Consider the following 16,818-nt stretch of genomic DNA (forward strand, 5'->3'; position numbering starts at 1 on the left):
CTCGCCCCGGCAGGATCGGTCCCCATGACGCTCTCCCCGACGGCCCGGCGCCCCTGATGCGCCCGGTCAGCCCCTCGCCCGCCGGCCGGCCCGGCCCGGCCGGCCCCCACGGCCGCCGGCGCCCCGAGCCGCCCGCGCTGGTCCTCGTCGGGCACGGCAGCCGCGACCCGCGGGCCCTGGCCACCGTCCGTGAGCTCCTCGCGCGGGTGAGCGGCCTGCGGCCCGGCCTGTCCGTGCACCTCGGCCACATCGAGCTGAACGAGCCGCTGCTGCCCGACACCCTCGCCGCCCTCGACGCGCGCGGCACGACGGACGCCGTGCTGGTGCCGCTGCTGCTCGGCCGCGGCCACCACGTGAAGCACGACATCCCCGGCATGGCGGCCGGGGCGCGCCTGCACACGCGCGTGGCGCGCCCGCTCGGCCCCCACCCCCTGCTGGTGGACACCCTCCACGCCCGGCTGGTGGACGCGGGCTGGCCCGCCGACCCGACGGACGCCGAGCGCCGCGCCGGCGCGGTGGTGCTCGCCGCGGCGGGCTCCCGCGACCCCGACAACGCGTCCGACACGGACCGCACGGCCCGCCTCCTGGCGCGGCGCCTCGGCGTCCCGGTCGTCCCCGCCTACGCCTCCGCCGCGGCACCCACCGTGGAGTCGGCGCTGCGCGACCTCGCGGCCCGGGGCCGCCACCGGGTGGCGGTCGCGTCGTACTTCACGGCCCCCGGCCGCTTCGCGACCCAGTGCGCGGCCCACGCCCCCTGGCTGGCCTCGGCCCCCCTCGGCGCCCACCCGGCGATGGCCCGCCTGGTCCTGACCCGCTACGACGAGGCCCTCACCGCCGCGCACGACGCGTCCCACGCCGCGTAGAACGCGGCCTCGGCCGACCTGCGGGCCCGGTCCGGCCCGCCCGGCCCCGGACCGCCCGCGCACGCGCGCCCGCACCCGCCGGCCGGCCCGCCCGCGCGGCCCTCACCGGCTCCGCCCCGCCCGTGGACGCGGCCGGGCACCCGGCCCGGCCCGGCTGCCGGACGCGGCCTCGCACGGACCCGACCACGTCCAGGAACTCCACCCGCACCACCCCGGTCCCGCCCGCGCAGGCCCGCCCCGCCCGTTCTGTCAGCGGCGACCCGTACTGTCGAGCCATGGCAGGCACCCCGTACGACGACACCGCGGCCGAGCGCTGGGCGCCCGAGCCCGACAAGCGGCCGGGACGCACCGCGTTCCAGCGCGACCGCGCCCGCATCCTGCACTCCGCCGCACTGCGCAGACTGGCCGGCAAGACCCAGGTCGTCACGCCCGGCACCCGGGGCCCCGCCTGGGACGCCAGCCCCCGCACCCGGCTCACGCACTCCCTGGAGTGCGCCCAGGTCGGCCGGGAGCTGGGCGCGGCTCTCGGCTGCGACCCCGACCTGGTGGAGGCGGCCTGCCTCGCCCACGACCTGGGCCACCCCCCGTTCGGCCACAACGGCGAACGGGCGCTCGACGACTTCGCGCGGGACTGCGGCGGCTTCGAGGGCAACGCCCAGTCGCTGCGGCTGCTCACCCGCATCGAGCCCAAGCGCTTCACCCCGGAGGGCTCCGTCGGCCTCAACCTGACCCGGGCCACCCTCGACGCCGCGACCAAGTACCCCTGGCCGCGCGGCGCCCACCCCACCGACCCGGACTCGCGCAAGTTCGGCGTGTACGACGACGACCGGCCCGTGTTCGACTGGGTCCGCGCCGACGCGCCCGGCACGCGCACGTGCTTCGAGGCCCAGGTCATGGACTGGTCGGACGACGTGGCGTACTCGGTGCACGACGTCGAGGACGGCCTGCACGCCGGTCACGTCGACCCCGCCTGCCTGCACGCCGAGCCGGAGCGCCGGGAGGTCTTCGCGGTCGCCGCCCGCCGGTACGTCCCGGCGGACACCGACCCCGAGGAGCTGGCCGCCGCCCTGGACCGGCTCCAGGAGCAGGAGTGGTGGCCGCACGGCTACGACGGCACCGCGGTCGCCCAGGCCCGGCTGAAGGACGCCACCAGCCAGCTCATCGGCCGCTTCTGCCTGGCCGCCGAGACCGCCACGCGCGAGGCGTACGGCAGCGGGCCGCTGAGCCGGTACGCGGCCGAGCTCGTCGTCCCGCGCGACACCCGCCTGGAGTGCGCGGTCCTCAAGGCGGTCGCCGACTTGTACGTCATGCAGCGCGCCGAGCAGGAGCGGCTGCGCGCCGACCAGCGCGTGGTGATCGCCGAGCTGGCCGAGGTGCTGACCGCGCGCGCCCCCGACGGACTCGACCCGCAGTTCCGCGCGCTGTTCGCGGGGGCGCCGGACGACCGGGCCCGCAAACGGGTGATCGTCGACCAGATCGCCTCCCTCACGGACGCCTCGGCGCGCTCCCTTCACGCCCGCCTGACGGCGCACCTGTGACCATCGACGCCACCCGGACCGCGGGAGCGGCCGGTGGGCGACCCCCCGTGGCCTGATCGGGTCACTCCCCCTTCCCCCGCCCCCCGGCGTGCGGGACGCTCATGTGGCCGTACGTTTACGAGGAGGCTTCACGTGGTCGACGCGGATCAGACATTCGTCATCGTCGGAGGTGGCCTGGCCGGCGCCAAGGCGGCCGAGACGCTCCGGACGGAGGGCTTCACCGGCCGCGTGATACTGATCGGCGACGAGCGCGACCACCCCTACGAGCGGCCCCCGCTGTCCAAGGGCTACCTGCTCGGCAAGGACGCCCGCGAGAGCGTCTTCGTGCACGAGCCCGCCTGGTACGCGCAGAACGACGTCGAGCTGCACCTGGGCCAGACCGTCGACGCGATCGACCGCACGGCGAAGACCGTCCGCTTCGGCGAGGACGGCACCCTCGTCCACTACGACAAGCTGCTGCTCACCACCGGCGCCGAGCCGCGCCGCCTGGACATCCCCGGCACGGACCTCGCGGGCGTCCACCACCTGCGCCGGCTCGCCCACGCCGAGCGCCTCAAGGGCGTGCTGGCCGCCCTCGGCCGTGACAACGGCCACCTCGTGATCGCCGGCGCCGGCTGGATCGGCCTGGAGGTCGCGGCGGCGGCCCGCGAGTACGGCGCGGAGGTCACCGTCGTCGACCCCTCGCCGACCCCGCTGCACGGCGTCCTCGGGCCCGAGCTGGGCGAGCTGTTCGCCGAGCTGCACCGCGAGCGCGGGGTGCGCTTCCACTTCGGGGCCCGGCTGACCGAGATCGTCGGCCAGGACGGCATGGTCCTCGCGGCCCGCACGGACGACGGCGAGGAACACCCGGCGCACGACGTGCTGGCCGCGATCGGCGCCGCGCCGCGGGTCGCGCTCGCCGAGGCGGCCGGGCTGGAACTCGCCGACCGGGCGCACGGCGGCGGGGTCGTGGTGGACGCGGGCCTGCGCACCTCCGACCCGGACGTGTACGCGGCCGGCGACGTGGCCTCGGTGCCGCTCGGCCTGTTCGACACCCGGGTCCGGGTCGAGCACTGGGCCAACGCCCTGAACGGCGGCCCGGCCGCCGCCCGCTCGATGCTCGGCAAGCCCGGCGAGGGCGCCGCCCACGAGCGCGTCCCCTACTTCTTCACCGACCAGTACGACCTGGGCATGGAGTACAGCGGGTGGGCGCCGCCGGGCTCGTACGACCAGGTGGTGATCCGCGGGGACGCCGGCAAGCGCGAGTTCATCGCGTTCTGGGTCGCCGAGGGCCGGGTGCTGGCCGGGATGAACGTCAACGTGTGGGACGTCACGGAGCCGATCCAGCGGCTGATCCGCGCGAAGGCGCCGGTCGACACCGACGCCCTGGCCGACCCGCACGTTCCGCTGGAAAACCTCGCACCGTGAGTGTCGGTCCGTCCCCGTAGACTTCACGCGTGGCAGGACGGATCAACGACGAGGACGTGAAGGCGGTACGGGACGCGGTCCCGATCGACGCCGTGGTGTCCGAGTACCTCCAGCTGCGCAACGCGGGCGGCGGCAACCTCAAGGGACTGTGCCCGTTCCACGACGAGAAGTCGCCCTCCTTCCAGGTCAGCCCGGGCAAGGGACTGTTCCACTGCTTCGGCTGCCAGGAGGGCGGCGACACCATCACGTTCGTGATGAAGATCGACCACCTCACCTTCTCCGAGGCGGTCGAGCGCCTGGCCGCCCAGGCCGGCATCACCCTGCGCTACGAGGAGGGCGGCTACAACCCCGCCCACCAGCGCGGCGAGCGCATCCGCCTGGTCGAGGCCCACAAGATCGCCGCCGAGTGGTACGCGGAACAGCTCGCGCTCTCCCCGGAGGCCGAGGCCGGCCGGGTCTTCCTCGCCGAGCGCGGCTTCGACCAGGCCGCCGCCCAGCACTTCGGCGTCGGCTACAGCCCGCAGGGCTGGGACCACCTCACCCGGTTCCTGCGCGGCAAGGGCTTCACCGACAAGGAGCTGGTCCTCTCCGGGCTCTCCCAGGAGGGCCGCCGCGGCCCCATCGACCGCTTCCGGGGCCGGCTGATGTGGCCCATCCGCGACATCGGCGGCGACGTCGTGGGCTTCGGCGCGCGCAAGCTCTACGAGGCGGACAACGGCCCCAAGTACCTCAACACGCCCGACACGGCGCTCTACCGCAAGTCCCAGGTCCTCTACGGCATCGACCTGGCGAAGAAGGAGATCGCCAAGACGTCCCGCGCGGTCGTGGTCGAGGGCTACACCGACGTCATGGCCTGCCACCTGGCCGGCGTCACCACCGCCATCGCCACCTGCGGCACTGCCTTCGGCGGCGACCACATCAAGATCCTCCGCCGCCTGCTGATGGACAACGGCTCGGCGCGCGTGATCTTCACCTTCGACGGCGACGCGGCCGGCCAGAAGGCGGCCCTGCGCGCCTTCGAGGACGACCAGAAGTTCGCCGCCGAGACCTACATCGCGATCGCGCCCGACGGCATGGACCCCTGCGACCTGCGCCTGGCCAAGGGCGACGAGGCGGTCGCCGACCTGGTCGAACCCCGCACCCCGCTCTTCGAGTTCGCGCTGCGCCAGATCGTCGGCCGCTACGACCTGGACACCCCGGCCGGGCGGGCCGCCGCCCTCGACGAGGCCGCGCCGGTCGTCGCCCGGATCAAGAACACCGGCGCGCAGCACGAGGTCGCCGTCCAGCTGGCTGGTCTGCTGGGCATCCTCGACACCCAGTTCGTGGTCAAGCGGGTGGCCCAGCTGGCCCGCTGGGCCCGCGAGCGCGGCGGCCGCGACCCGCGCCCCGCCGACCGGGGCGCCCCGCAGCAGCAGTGGGCGGCGCAGGCCCCCCGCTCCGGACCCTCCGGCCCGGCCCTCACCCTGCGCAACCCGGTCTTCGCCACCGAGCGCGAGCTGCTCAAGCTCGCCCTGCAGCGCCCCGAGCTGGTCTCCCCGGCGTTCGACGCGTACGGCATCGACGAGTTCACCGCCCCGCCCTACGCGGCCGTGCGCCAGGCGGTCCTGGACGCGGGCGGCGCGGAGTACGGCGTGCAGGACCCGCAGGAGTACCTGGTGCGGGTCCGCGAGGCCGCCCCCGACGACACGGTCCGCGCCATGGTCACCGAGCTCGCCGTCGAGCCGATCATGAAGCGCGCGGTGGACGAGGTGTACGCGGGCACGGTCCTGGTCCAGGTCCGCCGCCGCGCGGTGGAGCGCCGCATCCGGGACGTCCAGTCGCAGATGACCCGCCTGTCCACCGGCGGTGACCAGGCCCAGCTGGCCGCCGTGCAGAACGAGCTGTGGATCCTCCAGCAGTACGACCAGGCGCTGCGCGAGCACGGGGCCGCCGCGCTCTGACCCGCCGGGACGGCCCCCGCGGTCACCGCTGGGTCACGGACCGGACTCAAAAAGTCACCGCACGCCCCTCGTGGCGGAGATGTGTCGTACCCCACACTGGGGTCCGGTGCCTGAGTCCTCGGAGCGCGGCCGATCCGTTTCCCACGGGTCACAGACCCCCGCGGGCGCGCTCATCGCGTACGGGACGGACAGCGGCGAGGCAGCCGCCTCCGCCCCGAAGTACCGCTGCCGCCCCCCTCGGCAGCGACCATCCTGGAGGTCGCCCCCGTGCAGACCCGCACCCTCGTCCCGACCGACACCCGTACCGACGGCCCGGAGTCCGGCACCGAGAGCGACCTCCTGGTCGCGGTGCCCCCGCAGGACCGTGCCGCGCACCACCCGGAAGCCGACCCGGACGCCGGGCCGGGCCCCGAGCCGTCCCTGGAGCCGTCCGTGGAGCCGCCCCCCGAGCCGGGTGAGCCGGGCGAACCGCCCGCCGAGGCGCTGGACGCCGTGGACGCGGGGGAGGCCGCCGACCCGCTGGACGCCGGTGACGCCGCCCACGCCCTGGACGCCGTGAGCGCCGTGCTCCCCGGGACCGCCGGGCGGGCTCCCACCCGCACCGAGAGCGGCGGCCCCTCCGCCGACCTGTTCCGCCAGTACCTGCGCGAGATCGGCCGCATCCCGCTGCTCACCGCGGCCGAGGAGGTCGAGCTCGCCCGGCGCGTCGAGGCCGGCCTGTTCGCCGAGGAGAAGCTGGGCACCACCCCCGACCTGGACAGCGAACTGGCCCTCGACCTGGACCGGCTGGTCGTCATGGGCCGGATGGCCAAGCGCCGCCTCATCGAGGCCAACCTGCGGCTCGTGGTGTCGGTCGCCAAGCGCTACGTCGGCCGCGGCCTGACCATGCTCGACCTGGTCCAGGAGGGCAACCTCGGCCTGATCCGCGCCGTCGAGAAGTTCGACTACGCCCGCGGCTACAAGTTCTCCACCTACGCCACCTGGTGGATCCGCCAGGCGATGTCCCGTGCGCTCGCCGACCAGGCCCGCACCATCCGCGTCCCCGTGCACGTCGTCGAACTCATCAACCGGGTCGTGCGCGTCCAGCGCCGCATGCTCCAGGAACGCGGCTACGAGCCGACCCCCGAGGAGGTCGCCGCCCAGCTGGACCTGGCGCCCGAGCGGGTCGGCGAGGTGCTGCGCCTCGCGCAGGAACCGGTGTCGCTGCACGCGCCGGTGGGGGAGGAGGACGACGTCGCGCTCGGCGACCTCATCGAGGACGGCGACGCCGCGAGTCCCGTGGAGTCGGCGGCGTTCCTGCTCCTCAGGGAGCACTTGGAGGCCGTGCTGTCCACCCTCGGCGAGCGCGAGCGCAAGGTCGTCCAGCTCCGCTACGGCCTGGCCGACGGCCGCCCCCGCACGCTGGAGGAGATAGGGCGCATCTTCGGCGTGACCCGCGAGCGCATCCGCCAGATCGAGTCCAAGACCCTCAACAAGCTCCGCGACCACGCCTTCGCGGACCAGCTGCGGGGCTACCTCGACTGACCCCCACCGGGGGGCCGCCGCACCGCGACGGCACCCCGGGCCGGGCCGCCCGCTCAGTCCACCTCGGCCACGGCCTGGGCGAACTGCGCCTCGTACAGCCGGGAGTACGCCCCGCCGGCCTCCACCAGGTCGTGGTGCGTGCCTTGTTCCACGATGGAGCCGTTCTCCATCACCAGGATGGTGTCCGCGTCCCGGATCGTCGACAGCCGGTGCGCGATCACGAACGACGTGCGCCCGTGGGCGAGTTTGGCCATCGCCTTCTGGATCAGCACCTCGGTGCGGGTGTCGACCGACGACGTCGCCTCGTCCAGCACCAGGATCACCGGGTCGGACAGGAACGCCCGCGCGATGGTGATGAGCTGCTTCTCACCGGCGCTGACCCCGGAGCCCTCGTCGTCGATCACGGTGTCGTACCCGTCGGGCAGCGTCCGCACGAACCGGTCCGCGTGGGCCGCCCGGGCCGCCTCCTCGATCTCCCCGCGGGTGACCTCGCGGGAGGCGCCGTACGCGATGTTCTCCGCGATCGTGCCGCCGAACAGCCAGGTGTCCTGCAGCACCATGCCGATGCCGGCGCGCAGTTCGTCCCGGGACATCGCGGCGATGTCCACGCCGTCCAGGGTGATCCGCCCGCCGGAGACGTCGTAGAACCGCATCAGCAGGTTGACCAGCGTGGTCTTGCCCGCGCCGGTCGGGCCGACGATCGCGACGGTCCGCCCGGGCTCCACGGTCAGCGACAGGTCCTCGATGAGCGGCTTGCCGGGGTCGTAGCGGAACGACACGTGCTCCAGCGCCACGCGCCCGCGCAGCGACTCGGGCCGGGCGCCCGGCACCGGGTCCGCCTCCTGCTCCTCGGCGTCCAGCAGCTCGAAGACCCGCTCGGCCGAGGCCACGCCGGACTGCACCAGGTTGGCCATCGACGCGACCTGCGTCAGCGGCATCGAGAACTGCCGCGAGTACTGGATGAACGCCTGCACGTCACCGATCGACAGCGCGCCCGAGGCGACCCGCAGCCCGCCGACGACCGCGACCAGCACGTAGTTGATGTTCGACACGAAGAACATCAGCGGCTGCATGATCCCGCTGTTGAACTGCGCCTTGAACCCGGCCTCGTACAGCGCGTCGTTCTGCTCGGCGAACTGCTGCGCCGACTCCTCCTGCCGGCCGAACACCTTCACCAGGGTGTGGCCGGTGTACATCTCCTCGATGTGCGCGTTCAGCTTGCCGGTGGTGCGCCACTGCTGCACGAAGTGCGGCTGCGACCGCTTGCCGACCCGGGTGGCCACCACGAACGACAGCGGCACGGTCACCAGCGCTACCAGCGCCAGGATCCAGGAGACCCAGAACATCATCGCCAGCACGCCGATGATCGTCAGCAGCGAGTTGATCAGCTGGCCCATCGACTGCTGGAGCGTCTGCCCGATGTTGTCGATGTCGTTGGTCGCCCGCGACAGCACCTCACCGCGCTGCCGCTGGTCGAAGTACGACAGCGGCAGCCGCGACAGCTTCGTCTGGACGTCCTCGCGCATCCGGAACATCGTGCGGTTCACGGCCCGGTTGACCAGCCGCGTCGCCACCGCCATCAGCAGGCCGGCGACCAGGAACACCGCCACCGCCAGCAGCAGCACGTGCCCGACGGCGGTGAAGTCGATCCCCTCGCCCGGCGTGAAGTCGGTGCTGCGCAGCATGTCGGCCACGTCGCCGTCGCCGCGCTGCCGCATCGACTCCAGCACCTGCTCCTTGGTGGCACCGGCCGGCATCTGCCGCCCCACGATGCCGGAGAACACCAGGTCGGTCGCCCGGCCGAGGATCTTCGGCCCGACGACGTTCAGCCCGACGCTGACCACCACGCACGCCAGCAGCGTGTAGATGGTCAGCCGTTCCGGCCCGAACCGGGCGACGAGCCGCCGGCCCGACACCTTGAAGTCCAGCGAGCGGGTGTCGGGGCCGCCCCCGGCCATCATCCGCCCCATCGGCCCCGCCATCAGGCAGCCTCCGCTTCCGTCAGCTGGGAGAGCACGATCTCCCGGTAGGTCTCGTTGTCCGCCATCAGCTCGTGGTGGGTGCCGGTGCCGACCACGCGGCCCTCGTCGAGCACCACGATGCGGTCGGCGTCCCGAATGGTCGCCACGCGCTGCGCGACGATCACCACGGTCGCCTCGGCGGTCTCCTCGGCGAGCGCCGTGCGCAGGGCGGCGTCCGTGGCGTAGTCGAGCGCGGAGAAGGAGTCGTCGAAGAGGTAGATCTCCGGGCGCTGCACGAGCGTCCGGGCAATGGCCAGGCGCTGGCGCTGACCGCCGGAGACGTTGGTGCCGCCCTGCGCGACCGGCGCGTCCAGGCCGCCCTCCAGCTTCGTCACGAAGTCCTTGGCCTGCGCCACCTCCAGCGCGTGCCACAGCTCCTCGTCGGTGGCGTCCGGGTTGCCGTAGCGCAGGTTCGTCGCCACGGTCCCGGCGAACAGGTACGGCTTCTGCGGCACCAGGCCCACGGTCCGGGCCAGCAGCCGCGGGGCGAGCTCGGCCACCGGCACGCCGTCGACCAGCACCTCCCCCTCGGTGGCGTCGAACAGCCGCGGCACGAGGCCCAGCAGCGTCGACTTGCCGCTGCCGGTCGAGCCGATGACGGCGGTCGTCTCGCCCGGCCGGGCGACCAGGTCCACGGACTTCAGCACCGGCTCCTCGGCGCCCGGGTAGCGGAAGCCCGCCCCGCGGAGCTCCAGGTGCCCGTGCCGGCGCAGCTCGGTGACCGGCGCGAGCGGCGGCACCACGCTGGAGTCGGTGTCCAGGACCTCCTGGATGCGCTCGGCGCACACCTCGGCGCGCGGCACCATCATGAACATGAAGGTCGCCATCATCACGGACATGACGATCTGCATCAGGTAGGCGAGGAACGCGGTCAGGTCGCCGATCTGCATCTCACCGCTGTCGATGCGGTGCGCGCCGAACCACACCACCGCGATGGACGACAGGTTCACTACCGTCATCACCACGGGGAACATCAGCGCCAGCAGGTTTCCGGTGCCCAGCGCCATCGCGGTCAGGTCGGTGTTGGCCTTGCGGAAGCGCTGCTGCTCGTACTCGTCGCGGACGAAGGCGCGGATGACGCGGTTGCCGGTGATCTGCTCGCGCAGCACCCGGTTCACCGTGTCCAGCCGCACCTGCATGGCCCGGAACAGCGGTCGCAGCCGCCGTACGATCAGCGTCACGCAGATGCCCAGCACCGGGACGACGGCGACCAGTACCCCGGACAGCGGCACGTCCAGACCGAGCGCGAGCACGATGCCGCCCACGCACATGATGGGCGCCGACACCATCAGGGTGAACGACATCAGCACCAGCATCTGGACCTGCTGGACGTCATTGGTCGTACGGGTGATGAGGGACGGCGCGCCGAAGTGGCCGACCTCGCGGGCGGAGAACGACTGCACCCGGTCGAAGACGGCGGCCCGCACGTCACGGCCGAGCGCGGAGGCCGTGCGGGCGCCGTAGTACACGGCGCCGATGTTGCACACGACCTGGACCAGCGAGATGCCGATCATCAGGGCGCCGTAGGACAGGATGTAGCCGGTGTCGCCCTCCACGACGCCGTCGTCGATGATGTCCGCGTTCAGCGTGGGCAGGTAGAGGGTGGCGCAGGTCTGCAGGAACTGCAGCAGCACCAGCAGGGCGATGGGTTTCTTGTAGGGCCTGAGACAGGTCCGCAGGAGTCGTATGAGCACGCTGGTCTCTCGGAGTCGGCGAAAGGGGCGGTCGCTTGCCCCTGGCACCTATCGTCGGGCACTCCACCCGTGTTACCTCAACCGATTAACCCGTCGGCGCGGCCCCGCCGCGTCCGCTACGAGCGGAACGCCCCCGGGTGTGTCTGTTCGCGCACCGACACGAACTGCTGGCGCACCGCCTGCCCGACCGCCAGCTCCTCGCCCGGCTCCAGCACCTGCGCCGCCGCGCCCTGCCAGGCGGGCGGTGTCCGCGGGTCGAGCGTGCCCTGGGTGGCCCCCAGCGCCCAGGCCGCCTGCCGGGCGGCGCCGATCGCCGCGTAGTCCGCGGGCTGCGGCACGACGACCTGCGCCCCGAACAGCGCCGGCGCCGCCGCCTGCACCGCGGGCAGCTCGGCCGCCGCGCCCAGCAGGAAGACCCGCCGTACCTCCACGCCCCGCCCGCGCAGCACGTCCAGCGCGTCGGCGAGCCCGCACAGCATGCCCTCGAACGCGGCCCGCGCCAGGTGCTCGGGCTTCATCGACTCGCGCCGCAGCCCGGCCAGCGTCCCGGCGGTGTGCGGCAGGTTCGGGGTGCGCTCGCCCTCCAGGTAGGGCAGCAGCACCAGCCCGTGCGACCCGGGCGTCGACTTCATCGCCAGGTCCGACAGGGTCTCCAGGTCGGGCAGCCCCAGCAGCTCGGCCGCGCCGCGCAGGGTGCGCACGGCGTTCAGGGTGGTGACGACGGGCAGGTGCATGCCGGTCGCGTCGGCCAGGGCGGTGATCGTCCCGGTGCCGTCCATCAGGGCCTCGGGGTGGACGGCCATCACGGACCCGGAGGCGCCCAGGGACACCACGGCGTCGCCGGTGCCCAGCCCCAGGCCCAGCGCCGCGGCCATGGTCTCGCCGGTGCCGGCGGAGATCAGCAGCCCCTCCGGCGTCGTACCGGCCGCTTCCGCGGGTCCGATCACCTCGGGCAGCACCGCCTGGTGGCCGAGCGCCAGCTCGACGAGGTCGGGCCGGTAGCCGCCGGTCGCCGCCGACCAGTAGCCGGTGCCCGAGGCGCCGCCCCGGTCGGTGGTCCGGCGTGCCGGCCGCCCCAGCAGCTGCCACACCAGCCAGTCGTGGGCCTGGAGCAGCACGGCCGTGCGCTGCGCGGCGTCCGGCTCGCTCTTCGCCAGCCAGCGCAGCTTGGTCACCGGCTGCGCGGCCTGCGGCACGCACCCGACCGCCTGCGCCCACGCCTCCCGGCCCCCGAGCGCGTCCACCAGGTCGGCGGCCGCGACCTGCGCCCGCTTGTCCCCGCCGACCATCGCCGGGCGCACGGTGTTGCCCTGCGCGTCCAGCGGGACGACGGCGTTCTGCTGCGCGGACACACCGATGGCCTGCACGCCCTCCAGCAGTCCGCCGCCGGCGGCCTCACCGAGGGACAGCAGCCAGGCCTGCGGGTCGACGTCGCTCGGCCGGCCGCCGCCCGCCGGACCGTCGACCGGGTGCGGCGCGTAGCCCTGCCTGAGCACGGCACCCGTGTCGGTGTCGCAGACGACGATGCGAGTGAAATCGGGCGAACTGTCCAGCCCGGCGACTATCCCCATGGCGAAAATTCTGCCGCATCGGCGCGCCGGGTCGGGCCGGGCACGGCACAGGGGCGCGGACACCGTGCGACCGCACGGTTCCCGCGCCCCTGGGGACGGCCCCGGGCGGGCCTCAGGTGGTGCTGGTGCCCCAGTCGTCGGCGGGGGCGGAGCCGTTCCGCTCACGCAGCGAGCGGACCCGCTGGGTGACCGAGTCGGGGACCCGGTCGCCGAGCTTGTCGCTCACGGCGTGGTAGGCCTTGCCGGCGTACTGGCGGCCCTGCTGGGCCGCCGTCTCGGCGGTGTTGCGGACGGCGGGGTTCTCGGAGAGCCGGCGCGCGGACTTCTTCAGCTGCTCGTAGCGTTCGCGTCCGGCCCTCGTGCCCAGCACGTAGCCCAGGGCGAGCCCGGAGAGGAACATCAGCCGGTAGCGCATGACGGCCACCCTTCCCTCGTGTCGGTCGGCGGTGCGGCATCGGTGCCGGGGGTACCGATTGGCTAAGCACCCCCCTGCTTGCGCTAATGTATGTGTCGCAGCGAGCGGGCGCCCCCTGGCGGATACCCAGGACGGCACGTTCGATGCAACGAGGCATTCCTCCGTAGCTCAATTGGCAGAGCAGCCGGCTGTTAACCGGCAGGTTACTGGTTCGAGTCCAGTCGGGGGAGCTCGGTCCTCCGTAGCTCAATTGGCAGAGCAGCCGGCTGTTAACCGGCAGGTTACTGGTTCGAGTCCAGTCGGGGGAGCATGCTGAACGAGGACCCCGTAGGGGTCCTTTTTCATGTCAGCACGGAAGCCGACCATCCGAAGCAGGAGATCGTATGAGCGGCTATGCTGCGGCAGACGACGCGCACACATGTACGCGACACGCCGCTATGGGGCGGTAGCTCAGCCGGTTAGAGCAGCGGACTCATAATCCGTCGGCCGTGGGTTCGAGTCCCACCCGCCCCACTGTGCGCGCCCGTCACCTGCGCCAGAACACGTGGTGCGTCACCCCGCTCGGGCTCGGCACGACCTCCAGGTGGAAGCGGTCGCGCAGGTCGTCGGGGGAGTCCCACAAGCGCAGGCCGGAGCCGACCTCCACCGGGGCGACCACCACGTGCAGCGTGTCGACCAGGTCGGCGTCGAGGAACTCGCGGATCGTGCTCACCCCGCCGCCCAGGCGCACGTCCTTGCCCTGCGCCGCCTCGCGTGCCTGCGCCAGCACCGTGGCGGGGTCCGCGTTCACGAAGTGGAACGTGGTGTCGGAGAGCGTGAACGAGGGGCGCTCGTGGTGGGTCAGCACGAACACCGGCGTGTGGAAGGGCGGCTCCTCGCCCCACCAGCCCTGCCACTCGTGGTCCTGCCACGGGCCGCGCTGGGGCCCGAACTTGTTGCGGCCCATGATCTCGGCGCCGATGTGGTGGCCGAAGTCCCGGGTGAAGTAGTCGTCCAGGCCCCGGCTCCCGCCCGGGTCGGTGCGGTTGGGCCAGCTCGCCGTGGCGCCGGCCCAGGTGAAGAGCTCCCGCGGGTCGATCCGGGTGCCGAAGGGCCGTTCCAGGCTCTGGTCCTCGCCCGCGGCGACGCCGTCGCGGGAGACGGTGAAGTTCTGCACGCGCAGCAGCTGTTCCATGTGATCCCTTGATCCGTCATCAGGTCCTGTCGCCCCCTCGTGCGGCGGGGCGTCCGTCACCAGGGTGTCGAACGGGAAACCGCCGGATCGACAGCGCCACCTGAATATTTTTCCGGCGCCCGGCGCCCGGCGCCCGGCGCCCCGGCCCTCCCCCGGCGGCCGCCCCCCTTGCCCATGCCTTGACGATCCGTTCCGTGCGTGTTCAGTCGGGCGTCCCCGTGCCGGGCGTGTGACGCGCCTAAGTTCCTTCACCGGCGCGAAAGAAGGGGCTCATGGGCACACTCCTCGCCGTTCGGGCACGCGGGATCGGCAAGTGCTTCGATGACGTCGTCGCCCTCGACGGCGTCGACCTGGAGGTGACACGCGGGCGGATCTACGGTCTCGTCGGACCCAACGGCGCGGGCAAGACCACCCTCCTGGGCCTGCTGCTCGGCCTGGCCGTCGCCGACAGCGGCAGCCTGGAGATCCTGGGCGTGCCCGTCGGGCGGGCGCTCGCCGCACCCGACGGGGTCGCCGGCTTCGTGGACGGGCCGGGCCTGTACCCCTCGCTGACCGCCCGCCAGAACCTCACCGCGCTCGCCGCGCTGCACGGCGAGGGCCCGCGCACGGCCGGCGTGGACGACGTGCTCCACCAGGTCGGGCTCACCGACGTCGCCGACGACCGCGCCCGTGGCTTCTCCCTCGGCATGCGCCAACGGCTGGGCCTGGCCGCCGCCCTGCTCGCCCGGCCCCGGCTGCTGGTGCTCGACGAGCCGTCCAACGGCCTCGACCCGGCCGGCCAGCAGCACGTCCACGGCGTCCTCACCCGGCTCGCCGCCGACGGGACCGCCGTGGTCCTCTCCAGCCACCGCATGGACGACCTGGAGGCCCTGTGCTCCGAGGTCACCGTCCTCGCCGGGGGACGGGCCGTGTTCTCCGGCCCGGTCGGCGAGCTCGCCGCCGCGCACGGCCCGCTCGACTACCGGCTCGTCACCTCCGACCCGCCGGCCGCCCGCCGCCTCGCCGCCGGGACCCCGGGGGTACGGGTGCTCGACGCCACCCGCCCGCCTCACGAGACCGGTCCACCGTGCGACACCGGTGCGCCCCGCGACCCCGGCCGGCTCGTGGTGCGCGCGCCCGTGCCCGCCCTCGACACCCTCGTCGCGGCCCTCGTCCAGGCCGGTGTCGCGGTGCGGGAACTCACCCCGGTCGTCTCGCCGCTGGAGGCGGCCTTCCTCGCCCTGACCGCCGGGCAGCAGCAGGAGGCCGACCGATGACCGCGACCGCCGTCGACCGCCCGGACGACCTCGACGACAGCACCGGCGGCACCGACAGCACCGACAGCACCGGCGGCACCCCGGCCGCCCGCCGTGTCCCCGTGGCGCGCGCCTACCGCTTCGAGCTGGTCAAACTGGTCTCCCAGTGGCGGATCCGGCTGCTCGTCCTGGCCTGCTGGACCGCGCCCGCGCTGTTCGTCGCCGGGGTGAGCCGGCAGAGCACGCTGCCCACCGACACCCTCTTCGGCCGCTGGATGCACGCCACGGGCTGGGCCGGACCGCTGGTGATGCTGGGCTTCGCCGGCACCTGGGCGCTGCCGCTGCTCACCTCGGTGGTCACCGGTGACGTGTTCGCCTGTGAGGACCGGCTCGGCACCTGGCGCCACCTGCTGGTGGCCGTGCGCTCCCCCCGGCGGATCTTCGCCGCCAAGGCGCTGGCCGGGCTCACCGTGGTGCTGCTGCTGGTGGCCGGACTGGCCTGCTCCAGCACGGCCGGCGGGCTCCTCGCCGTCGGGAACCAGCCGCTGGTCGGCCTCGACGGCCACCTGCTGGCACCGGGCGACGCCGCCCTGCGCGTCCTGCTCGCCTGGACCTGCGCCCTCGCCCCGACCCTGGCGCTGGCCGCGCTCGGACTGCTCGGCTCGGTCGCGCTCGGGCGGTCCCCGACGGGCCTGCTGCTGCCCGCGCTGGTGGCCCTCGCGCTGCAGGTCGCCCAGACGCTGCCGCTGCCGGTCGCCGTACGGCTCGCCCTGCCCGGGTACGCCTTCCTGTCCTGGAACGGCCTGTTCACCGAACCCGCCCAGCTGCGCCCGCTGCTCGTCGGCGTCGCGGTCGGCCTGGTGTGGGCCGTGCTCGCCACCGCGCTCGCCCTGCTGCTCTTCCTGCGCCGGGACTTCACCAACCCGGCCCACGACGGCTCCGGCCGCCGCGCGGTCACCGTCGGCCTGCTGCCCCTCGCCGGACTCGTCGCCGTCACGGTCGCGGTGATCGCCGGCACGACCGACCCGCTGGGGTCCGGGATCGGCCAGGAGAAGGTGCAGCGGTCGGTCGCCACCGCGTTCGCGCACCTGTACCGGATCCAGACCGGGCAACTGCACCGGCCCGCCGTCACCGAGGAGCAGCTGGCCGTCACGGCGGCCTGCACCAAGGGCGACGGGCGGCAGGCGCAGGAAGGGCCGGGCAACGACTGGCGGTGCGTCGTGTCCTGGCACCTGCCGGGCGTGCGGCTCACCGGGCAGGCCGTCTACCAGCTCGACGTCGCCTCCGACGGGCGGTACGTCGCCGACGGCGACGGGCCCAAGGAGGTCAACGGCTACTTCCTGGTGCGCACCCCGCTCGGGGACGCCCCGAACCCCCTCTGGCAGTTCGACGGCACCGTCGGGCTGCTCCCCACCCCGCCTCCGAAGGGATAGCCC

General features: G+C 73.8%; 12 protein-coding genes and 3 tRNA genes. 10 read left to right on the plus strand and 5 right to left on the minus strand.

Annotated elements, in window-relative coordinates; translation table 11 throughout:
* Nucleotides 1-56 precede the first annotated feature (56 nt).
* From AQJ30_RS09120 to AQJ30_RS09140, 5 genes are all read left to right on the plus strand, one after another.
* Nucleotides 57-863 carry a sirohydrochlorin chelatase gene (locus AQJ30_RS09120; protein ID WP_067231084.1) on the plus strand — a complete coding sequence of 269 codons (807 nt, stop codon included), beginning with the start codon at nt 57-59 and terminating at the stop codon, nt 861-863.
* 275 nt (nt 864-1,138) lie between these two features.
* A complete protein-coding gene (locus tag AQJ30_RS09125; RefSeq protein WP_067231087.1) occupies nt 1,139-2,401 on the plus strand; it encodes a deoxyguanosinetriphosphate triphosphohydrolase in 1,263 nt (420 codons plus the stop codon).
* A 132-nt stretch (nt 2,402-2,533) separates the two neighbouring features.
* A complete protein-coding gene (locus AQJ30_RS09130; protein WP_067231089.1) occupies nt 2,534-3,808 on the plus strand; it encodes an NAD(P)/FAD-dependent oxidoreductase in 1,275 nt (424 codons plus the stop codon).
* A gap of 29 nt (nt 3,809-3,837) precedes the next feature.
* Nucleotides 3,838-5,748 (plus strand): DNA primase, encoded by a 1,911-nt coding sequence (gene dnaG / locus AQJ30_RS09135; RefSeq protein WP_067231091.1) that lies wholly within the window; start codon nt 3,838-3,840, stop codon nt 5,746-5,748.
* A 132-nt stretch (nt 5,749-5,880) separates the two neighbouring features.
* Nucleotides 5,881-7,272: an RNA polymerase sigma factor gene (locus AQJ30_RS09140; RefSeq protein ID WP_425424141.1), complete on the plus strand. Its 1,392-nt coding sequence runs from the start codon at nt 5,881-5,883 to the stop codon at nt 7,270-7,272.
* Between the two features lie 53 nt (nt 7,273-7,325).
* On the opposite strand, the gene AQJ30_RS09145 is transcribed toward AQJ30_RS09140, so the two are convergent.
* From AQJ30_RS09145 to AQJ30_RS09160, 4 genes are all read right to left on the minus strand, one after another.
* On the minus strand, nt 7,326-9,254 hold the full coding sequence (locus AQJ30_RS09145) for an ABC transporter ATP-binding protein (protein ID WP_067231095.1): 1,929 nt from the start codon (nt 9,252-9,254) through the stop codon (nt 7,326-7,328).
* Entirely contained in the window at nt 9,254-10,987 is a 1,734-nt protein-coding gene (locus AQJ30_RS09150; RefSeq protein WP_067231098.1) for an ABC transporter ATP-binding protein, read from the minus strand. The genes AQJ30_RS09145 and AQJ30_RS09150 overlap by 1 nt, the downstream gene beginning before the upstream one ends.
* 116 nt (nt 10,988-11,103) lie before the next feature.
* Complete coding sequence (locus AQJ30_RS09155; RefSeq protein ID WP_067231101.1) at nt 11,104-12,558, minus strand: xylulokinase; 1,455 nt, start codon at nt 12,556-12,558, stop codon at nt 11,104-11,106.
* 112 nt (nt 12,559-12,670) lie between these two features.
* Entirely contained in the window at nt 12,671-12,973 is a 303-nt protein-coding gene (locus AQJ30_RS09160) for a hypothetical protein (RefSeq protein WP_067232565.1), read from the minus strand.
* A 157-nt stretch (nt 12,974-13,130) separates the two neighbouring features.
* Between AQJ30_RS09160 and AQJ30_RS09165 the strand changes: the two genes are divergently transcribed.
* The 3 genes from AQJ30_RS09165 to AQJ30_RS09175 all read left to right on the plus strand — a co-directional run bounded on the left by AQJ30_RS09165 (nt 13,131) and on the right by AQJ30_RS09175 (nt 13,486).
* Nucleotides 13,131-13,203: transfer RNA gene (locus tag AQJ30_RS09165), tRNA-Asn, on the plus strand.
* A 5-nt stretch (nt 13,204-13,208) separates the two neighbouring features.
* Nucleotides 13,209-13,281: transfer RNA gene (locus AQJ30_RS09170), tRNA-Asn, on the plus strand.
* Between the two features lie 131 nt (nt 13,282-13,412).
* Nucleotides 13,413-13,486, plus strand: a tRNA-Ile gene (locus AQJ30_RS09175).
* Between the two features lie 13 nt (nt 13,487-13,499).
* Here AQJ30_RS09175 and AQJ30_RS09180 read toward each other — a convergent pair.
* A complete protein-coding gene (locus AQJ30_RS09180; RefSeq protein ID WP_067231104.1) occupies nt 13,500-14,147 on the minus strand; it encodes a dihydrofolate reductase family protein in 648 nt (215 codons plus the stop codon).
* 272 nt (nt 14,148-14,419) lie between these two features.
* Here AQJ30_RS09180 and AQJ30_RS09185 point away from each other — a divergent pair, with 272 nt between their 5' ends.
* Nucleotides 14,420-15,403, plus strand: coding sequence for an ABC transporter ATP-binding protein (locus tag AQJ30_RS09185; protein WP_067231106.1), 984 nt, complete (start codon nt 14,420-14,422; stop codon nt 15,401-15,403).
* Nucleotides 15,400-16,815, plus strand: coding sequence for an ABC transporter permease (locus tag AQJ30_RS09190; RefSeq protein ID WP_245726864.1), 1,416 nt, complete (start codon nt 15,400-15,402; stop codon nt 16,813-16,815). The genes AQJ30_RS09185 and AQJ30_RS09190 overlap by 4 nt, the downstream gene beginning before the upstream one ends.
* Nucleotides 16,816-16,818 lie beyond the last annotated feature (3 nt).

Origin of the sequence: Streptomyces longwoodensis (genome assembly GCF_001514125.1) — a bacterium.
Taxonomy (GTDB): Bacteria; Actinomycetota; Actinomycetes; order Streptomycetales; family Streptomycetaceae; genus Streptomyces; species Streptomyces longwoodensis.

Bases quoted from the DNA above. Each gene is read 5' to 3' on its own strand.
- AQJ30_RS09120 (WP_067231084.1), top strand. From the start codon at position 57: ATGCGCCCGGTCAGCCCCTCGCCCGCCGGCCGGCCCGGCCCGGCCGGC.
- AQJ30_RS09125 (WP_067231087.1), top strand. From the start codon at position 1,139: ATGGCAGGCACCCCGTACGACGACACCGCGGCCGAGCGCTGGGCGCCC.
- AQJ30_RS09145 (WP_067231095.1), bottom strand. From the start codon at position 9,254: ATGGCGGGGCCGATGGGGCGGATGATGGCCGGGGGCGGCCCCGACACC.
- AQJ30_RS09155 (WP_067231101.1), bottom strand. From the start codon at position 12,558: ATGGGGATAGTCGCCGGGCTGGACAGTTCGCCCGATTTCACTCGCATC.
- AQJ30_RS09160 (WP_067232565.1), bottom strand. From the start codon at position 12,973: ATGCGCTACCGGCTGATGTTCCTCTCCGGGCTCGCCCTGGGCTACGTG.
- AQJ30_RS09180 (WP_067231104.1), bottom strand. From the start codon at position 14,147: ATGGAACAGCTGCTGCGCGTGCAGAACTTCACCGTCTCCCGCGACGGC.
- AQJ30_RS09185 (WP_067231106.1), top strand. From the start codon at position 14,420: ATGGGCACACTCCTCGCCGTTCGGGCACGCGGGATCGGCAAGTGCTTC.
- AQJ30_RS09190 (WP_245726864.1), top strand. From the start codon at position 15,400: ATGACCGCGACCGCCGTCGACCGCCCGGACGACCTCGACGACAGCACC.